The organism is Roseateles sp. (genome assembly GCF_047654785.1).
Lineage (GTDB): Bacteria > Pseudomonadota > Gammaproteobacteria > Burkholderiales > Burkholderiaceae_C > Pelomonas.
This window is the reverse complement of sequence record NZ_JASGKQ010000003.1, coordinates 42,159-55,118: the sequence shown is the minus strand read 5'-3', so window position 1 is coordinate 55,118 and position 12,960 is coordinate 42,159. Positions and strand designations below refer to the sequence as shown.

Sequence of the window (12,960 nt, the reverse complement as noted above, 5' to 3'; positions counted from 1 at the left end):
ACAATCGGAGCCCGACGCCCATGGACCGTTTCGACGCGCTGCAGGCCTTCGCCCGCGTGGTGGAGACCGGCAGCTTCACCCAAGCCGCGCGGGCGCTGAACGTCAGCAACGCCACCGTGACCCAGCTGGTGCAGCAGCTGGAGGCCCGGCTGCGCGTGAAGCTGCTGCACCGCACGACCCGCCAGGTGCGCGTGACCGACGACGGCGCGGCCTACTACGAGCGCGTGGTGCGCGTGCTGGCCGACCTGGAGGACGCCGACAGCGGCCTGTCCGACGCGGCCGCCGCGCTGCACGGCCGGCTGCGCGTGGACGTGCCCAGCCCGCTGGCGCGGCTGGTGCTGGTGCCGGCGCTGCCGGACTTCCAGGCCCGCTACCCCGGCATCGAGCTGCACCTGGGCGCCAGCGACCGCATGGTGGACGTCATCGGCGACGCCATCGACTGCGTGCTGCGCGGCGGCGAGCTGGCCGACTCCACGCTGATGGCGCGCCGCGTCGGCGAGCTGGCGATGGGCGTCTACGCCGCGCCGGCCTACCTGCAGCGCGCCGGCCACCCGGCCCACCCGCGCGACCTGGCCGGCGACCCGCACCGCCTGGTGGGCTACCTGCGCTGGCGCAGCGGCCGCATCGCGCCCGTGACGCTGCACCGCCGGGACGGGGGCGAGTCCGTGCCGGTGCACGGCCGCCACGCGCTGGCGGTGGACGACGGCAACGCCTACCTCGCCGCCGGCGTGGCGGGCCTGGGCGTGCTGTGCGTGCCGCGCTACATGGCCCAGCCGCACGTGGCGCGCGGCGAGCTGGTGCCGCTGCTGGACGGCTGGCGGATGGACGCGATGCCGCTGTACCTCGCCTTCCCGCCGCACCGGCACGTCAGCGCCAAGCTGCGCACCTTCATCGACTGGGTGGTGGAGCTGCTCGCGCGCCAGCCCGGCGTCGCCCTGCCCTGAGAACCGGGAGGCCGCGCGGCGCTCAGGCCGCGGCGGTCAGGCGCTGGTACTTCTGCATCAGCGTCTCGCGCGTCTCGATGTGCGCCGGGTTGATGGGGATGCAGGCGACCGGGCACAGCATCACGCACTGCGGCTCGTCGAAGTGGCCGACGCACTCGGTGCACTTGCCCGGGTCGATCTGGTAGAACTCCTCGCCCATCGAGATGGCCTGGTTCGGGCAGGCGGGCTCGCAGACGTCGCAGTTGATGCATTCGTCCGTGATCATCAGCGCCATGTCACGCTCCGGTGCCGCAGCGCGCCCGCAGCCGCGCCAGCACGCCGGGCGGCACGAACTCGGCCACCTCGCCGCCCAGCGTGGCGATCTCGCGCACGAAGGTGCTGGAGGTGTACTGGTGGCGCTCGCCGGGCGTCAGGAAGATGGTCTCGACCTCGGGCATGAGCTTGCGGTTCATGCCGGCCATCTGGAACTCGTACTCGAAGTCGCCGCCGGTGCGCAGGCCGCGCACGACGACACGGCCCGCGTTGGCGCGCACGAAGTCGCGCAGCAGGCCGTCGAAGGCGATGACCTCGACGTTGCCCAGCGGCGCGGCCACCTCCTGGGCCATCGCCAGGCGCTCGTCCAGCGAGAACAGCGTCTTCTTGTGGTGGCCCACGGCGACGGCCAGCACCAGCCGCTCGAACATGCCGGCGGCCCGGCGCATCAGGTCTTCGTGGCCCAGCGTGATGGGATCGAAGGTGCCGGGGTAGATGGCGGTGATGGTGGTGCGCGAGGTCATGGGGCCGGATTGTCCTCGCGGCGCAGCAGCTGGTAGTACACGGCCCCGGCGCGGCCCTCGCGCCAGCGCGTGAACCCGGCCGGCGGCGCGACCTCGCGCGGCGACTCGACGTAGAGCAGCCCGCCCCCGGCCAGCAGCGGCGCGGCGGCGGCGAGCGCGCGGTCGAACAGGTCGTCGGCGAACGGCGGGTCGAGCAGGATCAGGTCGAACGCCCCGCGCGGCGCGGCGCGCATCCACGCGAGCGCGTCGGCCGCGTGGACGGTGATCGTGGCGGCCTGGAGGCGCTGCGCGCTGGCCCGCAGGCCGGCGGCGAGCTTCGCGTCGCGCTCGACGAGCACGGCCTCGGCCGCCCCGCGCGACGCGGCCTCGAAGCCCAGCGCGCCGCTGCCGGCGAAGGCGTCCAGCACGCGCCAGCCGTCCAGCGTCTGGCCCAGCCAGTTGAACAGCGTCTCGCGGATGCGGTCGGACGTGGGTCGCAGGCCGGGCGCATCGGGCACGGGCAGCCTGGAGCGCTTCCACCGGCCGCCGATGATCCTCACTTCACCCATTACTGGCGTACCGGAATACCCCGCGCGGCCATCAGTGCCTTCGCCTCGCCAACCGTGTGCTGGCCGAAGTGGAAGATGCTGGCGGCCAGCACCGCGTCGGCGCCGCCCTGCGTGATGCCGTCGGCCAGGTCGTCCAGCGAGCCGACGCCGCCCGAGGCGATGACAGGCACGGGCACGGCATCGCTGACCGCGCGGGTCAGCGCGAGGTCGAAGCCGCTCTTGGTGCCGTCGCGGTCCATGCTGGTCAGCAGGATCTCGCCGGCACCGAACTCGGCCATCTGCTTCGCCCACGCGACCGCGTCGAGGCCGACGTTCTTGCGGCCGCCGTGGGTGTAGACGTCCCAGCCCGAGCCGTCGGCGCGGCGCTTGGCGTCGATGGCGACGACGATGCACTGCGCGCCGTAGCGGTCGCTGGCCGCGCGGATCAGTTCGGGCTCGGCGACGGCGGCCGAGTTGAAGGACACCTTGTCGGCGCCCGCGTTCAGCAGCCGGCGCACGTCGGCCACCGAGCGCACGCCGCCACCGACCGTCAGCGGGATGAAGACCTGGCTGGCCACCGCCTCGATGATGGGCAGAATGAGGTCGCGGCCGTCGCTGGTGGCGGTGATGTCGAGGAAGGTCAGCTCGTCGGCGCCCTGCTCGTTGTAGCGGGCGGCGATGTCCACCGGGTCGCCCGCATCGCGCAGGCCGACGAAGTTGACGCCCTTGACGACGCGGCCCGCCGTCACGTCCAGGCAGGGAATGATGCGCTTGGCCAGCACGTCAGGCGTCCACCCGCAGCGCGTCGGCACGCGCCTGCGCGGCGGCGAAGTCGAGCGCGCCGGTGTAGATGGAGCGGCCGCAGATGACGCCCTCGACGCCCTCGCCCTCGACGGCGCACAGGCGCTCGATGTCGGCGATGTCCGAGAGCCCGCCCGACGCGATGACGGGGATGGTGAGCGCCTGCGCGAGCCTGACGGTGGCGTCGATGTTGATGCCGGTCAGCATGCCGTCGCGGCCGATGTCGGTGTAGATGACGCCTTCGACGCCGTAGTCCTCGAACTTCTTCGCCAGGTCGACGACCTCGTGGCCGGTGAGCTTGCTCCAGCCGTCGGTGGCGACCTTGCCGTCCTTGGCGTCCAGGCCGACGATGATGTGGCCACCGAAGGCGCTGCAGGCGTCCTTCAGGAAGCCGGGGCTCTTGACGGCGGCGGTGCCGATGATGACGTAGCTGAGGCCGTCGTCGAGGTAGCGCTCGATGGTGTCGAGGTCGCGGATGCCGCCGCCGAGCTGGATCGGGATCTCGTCGCCCACCTCCTTGATGATGGCCTTGATGGCCGGCTCGTTGACCGGCTTGCCCGCGAAGGCGCCGTTCAGGTCCACCAGGTGCAGCCGGCGCGCGCCGGCGTCGAGCCAGCGGCGCGCCATCGCGGCGGGGTCGTCGCCGAAGGTGGTGGAGTCGTTCATGTCGCCTTGCTTGAGGCGGACACAGCGGCCGTCTTTCAGGTCGATGGCGGGGATCAGCAGCATGGCTCGGTCAAGGCGTCCAGTGGAGGAAGTTGCGGTAGAGCTTCAGCCCGAGGGCGGCGCTTTTCTCGGGATGGAACTGGGTCGCAAAAATATTATCCCGGGCCACTGCGCAGGTGAAGCGCAGGCCGTAGTCGGCCTCGCCGACGCTGTGCTCAGGCCGGTCGGTGGCCGCGTAGAAGCTGTGCACGAAGTAGAACCAGCTCTCGTCGGGGATGCCCTGCCAGACCGGGTGCGCGCGCGCCTGGTGCACGCGGTTCCAGCCCATCTGCGGCACCTTGTAGCGGCTGCCGTCGGGCTGCACCCGGCCTTCGAGCCGGAAGCGCTGCACGCGGCCGGGGATCAGGCCCAGGCCCGGCGTGTCCTGCTCCTCGCTGTGGTCGAGCAGCATCTGCATGCCGACGCAGACGCCCAGCAGCGGCTTGTTCCGCGCCGCTTCGAGCACGGCGTCCTTGACGCCCGAGTCGGCCAGCTCGCGCATGCAGTCGCGCATCGCGCCCTGGCCGGGCAGCACGATGCGCTCGGCGGCGCGCACCACGGCGGGGTCGCTGGTGATGGCGACGTCGAAGCCCTGGCCTTCGGCGGCATGGATGACGGCCTGCGACACGGAGCGCAGATTGCCCATGCCGTAATCGACGACCGCAACGGTGCGGGTCACAGCGAGCCCTTCGTCGACGGGATCACGCCGGCCGAACGCGGGTCGGCCGTCGTCGCCATGCGCAGCGCGCGGCCGAAGGCCTTGAAGATCGTCTCGCACTGGTGATGCGCGTTGTGGCCCTTCAGGTTGTCGACGTGGACCGTCGCCAGCGCGAGGTTGGCGAAGCCCTGGAAGAACTCGAAGGCGAGCTGCGTGTCGAAGGCGCCGATGCTGCCGGCGGTGAAGTTCACGTCCATGTGCAGGCCCGGCCGGCCGGACAGGTCGATGACGACGCGCGACAGCGCCTCGTCCAGCGGCACGTAGCTGTGGCCGTAGCGGGTCAGGCCGGCCTTGTCGCCCACGGCCTGCGCGAGGGCCATGCCGAGCGTGATGCCCACGTCCTCGACCGTGTGGTGGCCGTCGATGTGCAGGTCGCCCTCGCAGTGGATGTCCAGGTCGATCAGGCCGTGGCGGGCGATCTGGTCGAGCATGTGGTCGAAGAAGCCGATGCCGGTGTGCAGCTTGGACTGGCCCGTGCCGTCCAGGTTGACGCGCACGGTGATGCGCGTCTCGCGGGTGTTGCGGGTGACTTCGGCGATGCGTTGGGGCGTGCTCATAGGCAGTGGGGCAGTTCGGCCAGCAGCCGGGTGTTGTCGTCGGGCGCGCCGACGGTGAAGCGCAGGCAGTTGGCCAGCAGCGGGTGCAGGGCCGACACGTTCTTGATGAGCACGCCGCGCGCCTTGAGCGCCGCGAAGGTGGCGGCGGCGTCGGGCACGCGGGCCAGGATCATGTTGGCCTCGCTGGGCCAGGGCCGCACGCCGGGCAGCGCCTGCAAGGCGGCGAACAGCCGCTCGCGCTCGCGGCGCAGTTCGGCGGCCTGGGCGGCGTAGACCCCGGCGTGCTCCAGCGCGAACAGCGCGGCCTCGGCGTTCAGCACGCTGATGTTGTACGGCGGGCGCAGCTTCTCGACCTGGTCCGCCACGTCGCGCGCGCCGAGCAGGTAGCCGATGCGCACGCCGGCCAGGCCGAACTTGCTCATCGTGCGCATGACGAGCACATGCGGGTGGCGGGCCATCAGCGCGAGGCTGTCGCGCGAGGCGAAGGGCTGGTAGGCCTCGTCCATCACCACCAGCCCCGGCGCGGCCTGCACGATGCGCTCGATGACGGCCGCGTCCCACAGCGTGGCGGTCGGGTTGTTCGGGTAGGCCAGGAAGACCAGCGCGGGCCGGTGCTCACGGATGGCGGCCAGCATCGCGGGCTCGTCGAGCTGGAAGTCGTCGGCGCGCAGCGGCACGCCGATGAAATCCAGCCGCTGCTGGCGCGCGTACGCCTCGTACATGACGAAGCCGGGTACCGGCGCCAGCACGGCCGCACCGGGCTGGGCGACGGCGATGCTGAGCAGGCCGATGAGTTCATCCGAGCCGTTGCCGAGCGTGACGCCGACCTCGTCGCCCACGCCGGCATGGCGCGCCAGCGCGCGCGCCAGCTCGGCGGTGCGCTCGGCCGGGTAGCGGTTCAGCGCGACGGCGGCCAGGCGCTCGCCGAGCTGCTGTCGCAGTTCGGGCGGCAGGCGGTAGGGGTTCTCCATCGCGTCCAGCTTCAGCAGGCCGTGGCTGGGCTGCACGGCGTAGGCGTGCATCGCGCGCACGTCGGGGCGGATGGTGGCCAGGGCCTGTTCAGTCGTCATGGGGTGCGTCCAGCACGTCCGGGCCGGCGAGGAAGGGGTTGAGGAGGGTCAGCTTGTCGATGCGCTGGCCGTGCTGCAGGTCTTCGGTCAGCAGGATGGCGCAGCCGAGATGCTGGGCAGCGCCCACCATCAGCGCGTCCCAGTAGTTGAGCTGGTAGCGGCTCTCCGCGGCCCAGGCTGTCTCGATGGTGGGCTGGTCGATCTGCCAGGGATGCCACGCCTGGTAGCGCCGCACTTCCGCACGCGCATCGCCCGCAGAGATGGCCGTGGCGAAGCGCTTGCGGGCGTTGGCGTAGAACTCGTTGAGCACCTGCGTGCTGACGCGGCCGCAACGGCGCGTCCAACAGGCAGCGAGCCAGTCGCGGGCGCGCTGGCGCTTGGCGAGGTCGGTGTCGTCGAAGGCATACAGCAGCACATTCGTGTCGACGAAGACAGTGCGCATGGCCGGCATCACTCGCGCGGCTTGCTGCGGTCGTACATCTCGTCGCGCTTCAGGTAGGGGCCGCTGGCCTTGCCCCAGCTACGCCACTCGAGCGCCTCGCGCATCGCGCGCTCGTAGGCGTCGTCGTGCCGCATCTTGTCGGCCAGCATCTCGCCGATCAGGCGGGACACGCTGGTGTTGCGCCGCGCGGCTTCCAGCCGTGCCCACTCGGCCACGGCATCGTCCATGGAGACGGTGACGTTCTTCATCGGCCGGAGGTTACACGAAGTTCGTGTTGCACGAACTTCGTGTTACGTGAACTCAGGGGTACGGCTGCCGGGCGTGCCGGATGCGCAGCACCTCGATGGCGGTCGCGCCGACGCGGTGGACGATGCGGCTCGGATGTGCCTTGCGTAGGGGGTGCCGCCTGACGAATGGGCGTGGTCAGGGGTGGAGACTTGAGACCCTGGTGCCGTGCCGTGCTGGTGCCGTGCGCCGTGACCCCTGTGCCGAGCCCCCGCGCGTCGCGAATGAATATTCACATGCAAGGGAAAACGCTTAGATTGAGCAGTGTCAAATCAATTGCAGGGTCGATATTATCTCTGGGCATCGCTGGAATGCGCCTTCGATGCTCGCGCGCTCTACTTGGCCGGCCACCCCAATTAACTGGGGTGGACAATTTTAATTGGTGTGCGCGGTTGTGCAATATTTAACATCGGACATGTACATGAACAAGCCGTGCGCACTGACAACAATTTCCGTCGCCCTTGCGTTGGCATCGACGCCAAGCTTGGCGATCAGGTGTGTGAATGGTATTCCCCAGGAGTCGGCGCCGTTGTCGTGCTATAATGGCTACGATGCTTGCTTGCAGGAGGCGGAGAATTCCAGAGAGACTGGAAGGCGGTTTTGCGCCATGGTTTGGTGGGCTCAGAGTTCGTGTTTTGACTACGTTAGCGAAAGCTATATTGAGAGTGTGGACGAGTGCTACGGAAATCTCGCTACATGCTGGGTGGAATCATGCGATTGATCGTCCTGATCGGCGAGTTGCCTCAGTAAAACCACCGTCCTGCCCTTCAGGCGATCCCAGCCGCAGCCCCTCTCATAGAGGCCTGCAGCCGTGACTTTATTGGCTGGCACCCGTCATGAATGATTTTCTGAGGCAGTTTGCTGATCAGCAATAAGGTTGGTTGTTGTCATCTCCTGGGGAATTGTTTGTGGCTGTGAAAATTGGTATAGTGCGGACATTCTTCGTGCTCAGTATTGCTCTGGCTGCTGCAGTATTCGCTGTGCACTATTGGGCAGAGGGCGGCGGAGCGAGGAAGCCACCTGCAGTCCGCAGGCTGAGCGCAATGGGCGCTGGAACCTCGGCAGATGGATTACCGGCAGCGGCTGAGATGGCAGCGTCTGACGCAGTTCGCCAAAGTGTGCCTCCACCACTTCCACTTAATCCGCGTCGAGCGGTCGAGGTAGCCCGGCAATCTGGTTTGCCTCAGGATGCATTCATAGCGGCTGAAGCTATTTATAGGTGTAGATCCCTTGCTGGCGCATCGCAGGCGGCCCTGGCGAAGATCCACGAGCGTGGCGTTCGAGCCGCGCCGAAGCCACTGGCTGAATATATGTCTCCGATCGAATCTGCTGAACGAATGTGTCAGGAACTCGACCATTCCATGAAAGCAGAATACGAACCGATGTTGAGGAAGGCCATGGAAGGAGGGGTGCGCGGTGCGGCTGCGCGTTGGTGGCTAACGCCCGAGGCCGAGGCGCTTGGAAGCGCGGCTGGCGAAACGGCAGCCCTTGATCTTCTAAAGCGCGATGCCACGCAGTGTGAACTGTTGTCGTTTGGAGCCTACAAGGTGGCCGCGATTCAATTTCCAAATAAGTTCGACGCAAATGAGGTTGCCGCTATCCATGCGGTAACTGCTCAGTTGCACAAGGACAAAAAATTGAAAAAAAATGGCTTGGATAAATTAATTGGCATATTCTCTCTGCCGCAGAAATTTTCAACCAACGTCGATGGAAACGTTGTTAATGATATGACTGTGAGAATCATGAATTCTTGCGCGTAGGGTGGATTCAGGAAATCTCCAGGGCGATTTCATGAACGCAGCGCTCGACATGCTGGTATAGGCTCTCCCCGGGAGCGCCGGGGTCACACAGCGCCGGGGTCAGGTCTCAAATCTACAGCCGCCATGTACGGCGCGGGGGCCCCATCCGGCAGCATGATGCTGCCGCCTGCGTGCTTCCAGCAGGCGATCGACGCGGGCCATCGCCTCGTCGTGAGGCAGGCGCGGCTTCTGGCTGTCGATGGCCTCCTGTACCTTGGTACGGAACCAGAGGTCGTGGCGGGCGGCCTGTTCGTCAGTCTCGAACTCGGAGCCGCGGGGGTCGAGAACCGTGGTCATGCGATCACTCCTGGAAGAGCCCGACTCTAGCGTTTGAGCCTCAACTCCGCCGCCCGCGCGTGCGCCTGCAGCCCCTCGCCGTGGGCGAGTTCGCTGGCGATGCGGCCCAGGCCCTGCGCGCCGGCCTCGCTGACCTCGATCAGGCTGCTGCGCTTCTGGAAGTCGTACACGCCCAGCGGCGACGAGAAGCGCGCCGTGCCGGACGTGGGCAGCACGTGGTTGGGGCCGGCGCAGTAGTCGCCCAGGCTTTCGCTGGTGAAGGCGCCCAGGAAGATCGCGCCGGCATGGCGCAGCAGCGGCTCCCAGCGCTGCGGCTGGTCGGCGCTGATCTCCAGGTGCTCCGGCGCGATGGCGTTGCTGATCTCGCAGGCCTCTTCCATCGAACGCGTCAGGATCAGCGCGCCGCGGCCCTGCAGCGACGCGCGGATGGTGGCCTCACGCGGCAAGGCGGGCAGCAGGCGCTCCATGCTGGCGCGCACGGCGTCCAGGTAGGCGGCGTCGGGGCTCAGCAGGACGCTCTGCGCCAGTTCGTCGTGCTCGGCCTGGCTGAACAGGTCCATCGCCACCCAGTCCGGCGGCGTCGTGCCGTCGGCGATGACGAGGATCTCGCTCGGGCCGGCGATCATGTCGATGCCGACCTGGCCGAACACATGTTTCTTGGCCGAGGCGACGTAGGCATTGCCGGGGCCGGTGATCTTGTCCACGCGCGGGATCGTGGCCGTGCCGTAGGCCAGCGCGGCGACGGCCTGCGCGCCGCCGACGGCGAATACGCGGTGCACGCCGGCCACGGCGGCGGCGGCCAGCACCAGCGGGTTGCGCACGCCGTCGGGCGTGGGCACGACCATGATGATGTCCTGCACGCCGGCCACGTGGGCGGGGATGACGTTCATCAGCACGCTGCTCGGGTAGGCGGCCTTGCCGCCGGGCACGTAGACGCCGACGCGGTCCAGCGGCGTGACCTTCTGGCCGAGCAGGTTGCCGTCCTCGTCGCGGTAGCTCCAGCTGCGGCCGCAGGCGTCGAGCTGGCGCTCGTGATAGCTGCGCACGCGCCGGGCGGCGGCTTGCAGTGCGTCGCGCTGCGCGGGCGTGATGGCGGCCAGCGCGGCCTGCAGTTCGGGCTGGCCGATCTCCAGCGCGGCGACGCTCGCGGCCTGCACGCGGTCGAAGCGGGCGGTGTAGTCCAGCACGGCGGCATCGCCACGCCGGCGCACGTCGGCGAGGATGTCGGCCACGCGGCCCTCGATGGCGGCGTCCGTCTCCGCCGACCAGTGGCGCAGGCGCTCGAACTCGGCGGCGAAGTCGGCGGCGGCGGTGCTGAGCTGGCGGATCATGCGACGGCGGACGCGAAGGCGTCGATGAGGGGGCGGAGCAGGTCGCGCTTGAGCTTCAGCGCGGCCTGGTTGACGACCAGGCGCGAGGAGATGTCCATGATGTGCTCCACCTCCACCAGCCGGTTCGCGCGCAGCGTGCTGCCGGTGGACACCAGGTCGACGATGGCGTCGGCCAGGCCGGTCAACGGCGCCAGCTCCATGGAGCCGTAGAGCTTGATGAGGTCCACGTGGACGCCCTTGTCGGCGAAGTGCTGGCGGGCGATCTCGGTGTACTTGGTGGCCACGCGCAGGCGCGAGCCCTGCTTGACGGCGGCGGCGTAGTCGAAGTCGGCGCGCACCGCGACGCTCATGCGGCAGCGGGCGATCCTCAGGTCCAGCGGCTGGTACAGGCCGTGCGAGCCGCCCTGGGCGAGCGCCTGCTCGTGCAGCACGTCGCGGCCGGCCACGCCGAGGTCGGCTCCGCCGTACTGCACATAGGTGGGCACGTCGCTGGCGCGCACGAGCACGACGCGCACGCCCTCGCGGCTGGTCGGCAGGATGAGCTTGCGCGAGGTCTCGGGGTCTTCCAGCACCGCGATGCCGGCGCTGCGGAGCAGCGGCAGCGTCTCCTCGAAGATGCGGCCCTTGGACAGCGCCAGCGTCAGGCCGCTCATTGCCATTCCTCCGGCGTCAGCGTCTTCATCGACAGCGCATGGATCTCCTCGCGCATGCGCTCGCCGAGCGCCGCGTAGACGCGCTGGTGGCGCTTGATGCGCGTCAGGCCCGCGAACTCGCTGGAGACGATGGTGGCGAAGAAATGGCGGCCGTCGCCCTCGACTTCCAGGTGCGCGCAGGCCAGGCCTGCGGCAATGAAATCGCGCACTTGTTGCGGGGTCGGATCAGCCATCACGGGCTCCTGCTGGAGAAACCCGTGATTCTAGGAAGGGTTCGCGCGGCCCCGCTTCGGGGCTGCGCAAAGCAGGCTTCAGGAACGGATTCTTGTAGCCCCGCTTCAGCAGCACCAGCGCCAGGCCCGCGGTCGCCGCGAAGCTGCCGGCGACGACGCCCAGGCTCAGCCACGGCGACACGTCGCTGACGCCGAAGAAGCCGCGGCGGAAGCCGTCGATCATGTAGAAGAACGGGTTCAGGTGGCTGACGCCCTGCCAGAAGCCGGGCAGCGAGTGCACCGAATAGAACACGCCCGACAGGAAGGTCATCGGCATGACGATGAAGTTCTGGAAGGCGGCGAGCTGGTCGAACTTCTCGGCCCACAGGCCGGCGATCAGGCCCAGCGTGCCCATCAGGCCGGCGCCCAGCACCGTGAAGGCCAGCACCCAGCCGAGGTTGTCCAGCCCCGGCGGCACGAACCACGCGGTGACGAGCAGCACGCCCGCGCCCACCGCCAGCCCGCGCACGACGGCCGCGCCCACGTAGGCCACGAACCAGGCCGCGGGCGACAGCGGCGCCAGCAGCAGGAACACGAGGTTGCCGGTGATCTTGCTCTGGATCAGGCTGGACGAGCTGTTGGCGAAGGCGTTCTGCAGCACGCTCATCATCACCAGGCCGGGGATCAGGAACTGCGTGTAGCCGACCGTGTCGTAGACCTTCACATGGTCTTCCAGCGTGTGGCCGAAGACGAGCAGGTACATCACCGCCGTCAGCACCGGCGCGCAGACGGTCTGGAAGGCGACCTTCCAGAAGCGCAGCACTTCCTTCTTGAAAAGGGTGGACGCGCCGTTCATGCGGCCTCTCCCTGCATGATGTCGAGGAACACGTCCTCCAGGTCGGCGCGGCCGATCTCCAGGTCCTCGACGGGCACGCCCGCCGCGCGCAGCGCCGCGAGCGTGGCCTCCACCTCCGCGGCGTCGTGCGCCGTCACCTGCACGATGCGGCCGGTCACGCGCGCATGGGCCGCGATATCGGGCGGCAGCGCGGCGTCGGTCTTGAAGCGCAGCATGGTCGACGCCGTGCCGGCCAGCAGCTGCGAGGTGCGGTCCAGCGCGACGATGCGGCCGGCCTTCAGCATCGCGATGCGCTGGCACAGCGCCTCGGCTTCTTCGAGGTAGTGCGTGGTCAGCAGCACCGTGTGGCCTTCCTTGTTGAGCCGGGCGATGAACTGCCACAGCGTCTGGCGCAGCTCCACGTCCACGCCGGCCGTGGGCTCGTCCAGCACGATGACGGGCGGCCGGTGCACCAGCGCCTGCGCGACCAGCACGCGGCGCTTCATGCCGCCGGAGAGCTGGCGCATGTTGGCGTCGGCCTTGTCGGCCAGGCCGAGGTGGTGCAGCAGCTCGTCGATCCAGTCGTCGTTGCCGGCCACGCCGAAGTAGCCGCTCTGGATGCGCAGCGCCTCGCGCACGCTGAAGAAGGGGTCGAACACCAGCTCCTGCGGCACCACGCCGAGCTGCCGGCGCGCGGCGGCGTAGTCGTCCACCACGTCGTGGCCCATCACGCGCACGCGGCCTTCGGTCGCGCGGGCCAAGCCGGCGAGCACGCTGATCAGCGTCGTCTTGCCGGCGCCGTTGGGGCCGAGCAGGCCGAAGAATTCGCCGCGCCGGATGTCGAAGCTCACGCCGTCCAGCGCCTTCAGCTGCCCGCCCCGGTAGGTTTTTCTGACGTTCTCGAAAGCGATGGCGGGCGGGGAGGCATGCGGCATGGCGCGCGATTCTAGGAGGGGCCGCCCGGGCGCGCCGATCGCTGCCAGAATGCCCCGGCCCTCGAAACGCCCC

At 68.9% G+C, this 12,960-nt stretch carries 18 protein-coding genes; 2 read left to right on the top strand and 16 right to left on the bottom strand.

The window, feature by feature from the left end; genetic code table 11:
• The first annotated feature begins 20 nt into the window (after nt 1-20).
• Entirely contained in the window at nt 21-944 is a 924-nt protein-coding gene (locus QM788_RS09395; protein ID WP_415661232.1) for a LysR substrate-binding domain-containing protein, read from the top strand.
• A gap of 22 nt (nt 945-966) precedes the next feature.
• Here the strand turns inward: QM788_RS09395 and QM788_RS09390 are convergent, their stop codons facing one another.
• The 10 genes from QM788_RS09390 to QM788_RS09345 are packed head-to-tail and all read right to left on the bottom strand — an operon-like array spanning nt 967 to nt 6,788.
• Complete coding sequence (locus QM788_RS09390; protein ID WP_415661231.1) at nt 967-1,218, bottom strand: YfhL family 4Fe-4S dicluster ferredoxin; 252 nt, start codon at nt 1,216-1,218, stop codon at nt 967-969.
• A gap of 1 nt (nt 1,219) precedes the next feature.
• Nucleotides 1,220-1,720, bottom strand: a complete 501-nt coding sequence (gene coaD / locus QM788_RS09385) for a pantetheine-phosphate adenylyltransferase (protein ID WP_415661230.1) — start codon at nt 1,718-1,720, stop codon at nt 1,220-1,222.
• Nucleotides 1,717-2,268 (bottom strand): 16S rRNA (guanine(966)-N(2))-methyltransferase RsmD, encoded by a 552-nt coding sequence (gene rsmD, locus QM788_RS09380; RefSeq protein WP_415661229.1) that lies wholly within the window; start codon nt 2,266-2,268, stop codon nt 1,717-1,719. Before rsmD ends, coaD begins: the two co-directional genes overlap by 4 nt.
• Nucleotides 2,268-3,029: an imidazole glycerol phosphate synthase subunit HisF gene (gene hisF, locus QM788_RS09375; RefSeq protein ID WP_415661228.1), complete on the bottom strand. Its 762-nt coding sequence runs from the start codon at nt 3,027-3,029 to the stop codon at nt 2,268-2,270. The genes rsmD and hisF overlap by 1 nt, the downstream gene beginning before the upstream one ends.
• Nucleotide 3,030: 1 nt before the next feature.
• Entirely contained in the window at nt 3,031-3,777 is a 747-nt protein-coding gene (gene hisA, locus QM788_RS09370) for a 1-(5-phosphoribosyl)-5-[(5-phosphoribosylamino)methylideneamino]imidazole-4-carboxamide isomerase (RefSeq protein ID WP_415661227.1), read from the bottom strand.
• A 7-nt stretch (nt 3,778-3,784) separates the two neighbouring features.
• Nucleotides 3,785-4,432, bottom strand: a complete 648-nt coding sequence (hisH, locus tag QM788_RS09365) for an imidazole glycerol phosphate synthase subunit HisH (RefSeq protein WP_415661226.1) — start codon at nt 4,430-4,432, stop codon at nt 3,785-3,787.
• Complete coding sequence (hisB, locus tag QM788_RS09360; protein ID WP_415661225.1) at nt 4,429-5,028, bottom strand: imidazoleglycerol-phosphate dehydratase HisB; 600 nt, start codon at nt 5,026-5,028, stop codon at nt 4,429-4,431. Before hisB ends, hisH begins: the two co-directional genes overlap by 4 nt.
• On the bottom strand, nt 5,025-6,098 hold the full coding sequence (gene hisC / locus QM788_RS09355; RefSeq protein ID WP_415661224.1) for a histidinol-phosphate transaminase: 1,074 nt from the start codon (nt 6,096-6,098) through the stop codon (nt 5,025-5,027). Before hisC ends, hisB begins: the two co-directional genes overlap by 4 nt.
• Nucleotides 6,088-6,540 (bottom strand): PIN domain-containing protein, encoded by a 453-nt coding sequence (locus QM788_RS09350; RefSeq protein WP_415661223.1) that lies wholly within the window; start codon nt 6,538-6,540, stop codon nt 6,088-6,090. Before QM788_RS09350 ends, hisC begins: the two co-directional genes overlap by 11 nt.
• A gap of 8 nt (nt 6,541-6,548) precedes the next feature.
• Nucleotides 6,549-6,788, bottom strand: a complete 240-nt coding sequence (locus QM788_RS09345) for a CopG family transcriptional regulator (RefSeq protein ID WP_415661222.1) — start codon at nt 6,786-6,788, stop codon at nt 6,549-6,551.
• Nucleotides 6,789-8,186: 1,398 nt separating this feature from the next.
• Here QM788_RS09345 and QM788_RS09340 point away from each other — a divergent pair.
• Nucleotides 8,187-8,585 carry a hypothetical protein gene (locus QM788_RS09340; protein WP_415661221.1) on the top strand — a complete coding sequence of 133 codons (399 nt, stop codon included), beginning with the start codon at nt 8,187-8,189 and terminating at the stop codon, nt 8,583-8,585.
• Between the two features lie 99 nt (nt 8,586-8,684).
• Here the strand turns inward: QM788_RS09340 and QM788_RS09335 are convergent, their stop codons facing one another.
• Genes QM788_RS09335 through QM788_RS09310 form a run of 6 tightly spaced genes read right to left on the bottom strand, consistent with a single transcriptional unit; the run spans nt 8,685 to nt 12,887 of the window.
• On the bottom strand, nt 8,685-8,921 hold the full coding sequence (locus tag QM788_RS09335; protein WP_415661220.1) for a stability determinant: 237 nt from the start codon (nt 8,919-8,921) through the stop codon (nt 8,685-8,687).
• A 26-nt stretch (nt 8,922-8,947) separates the two neighbouring features.
• Nucleotides 8,948-10,252: a histidinol dehydrogenase gene (gene hisD, locus QM788_RS09330; RefSeq protein ID WP_415661219.1), complete on the bottom strand. Its 1,305-nt coding sequence runs from the start codon at nt 10,250-10,252 to the stop codon at nt 8,948-8,950.
• Nucleotides 10,249-10,905, bottom strand: coding sequence for an ATP phosphoribosyltransferase (gene hisG / locus QM788_RS09325; RefSeq protein WP_415661218.1), 657 nt, complete (start codon nt 10,903-10,905; stop codon nt 10,249-10,251). Before hisG ends, hisD begins: the two co-directional genes overlap by 4 nt.
• On the bottom strand, nt 10,902-11,138 hold the full coding sequence (locus QM788_RS09320; protein WP_415661217.1) for a BolA family protein: 237 nt from the start codon (nt 11,136-11,138) through the stop codon (nt 10,902-10,904). Before QM788_RS09320 ends, hisG begins: the two co-directional genes overlap by 4 nt.
• Entirely contained in the window at nt 11,131-11,973 is an 843-nt protein-coding gene (locus tag QM788_RS09315) for an ABC transporter permease (RefSeq protein ID WP_415661216.1), read from the bottom strand. Before QM788_RS09315 ends, QM788_RS09320 begins: the two co-directional genes overlap by 8 nt.
• Nucleotides 11,970-12,887 carry an ABC transporter ATP-binding protein gene (locus QM788_RS09310; protein WP_415661215.1) on the bottom strand — a complete coding sequence of 306 codons (918 nt, stop codon included), beginning with the start codon at nt 12,885-12,887 and terminating at the stop codon, nt 11,970-11,972. Before QM788_RS09310 ends, QM788_RS09315 begins: the two co-directional genes overlap by 4 nt.
• Nucleotides 12,888-12,960: the final 73 nt, after the last annotated feature.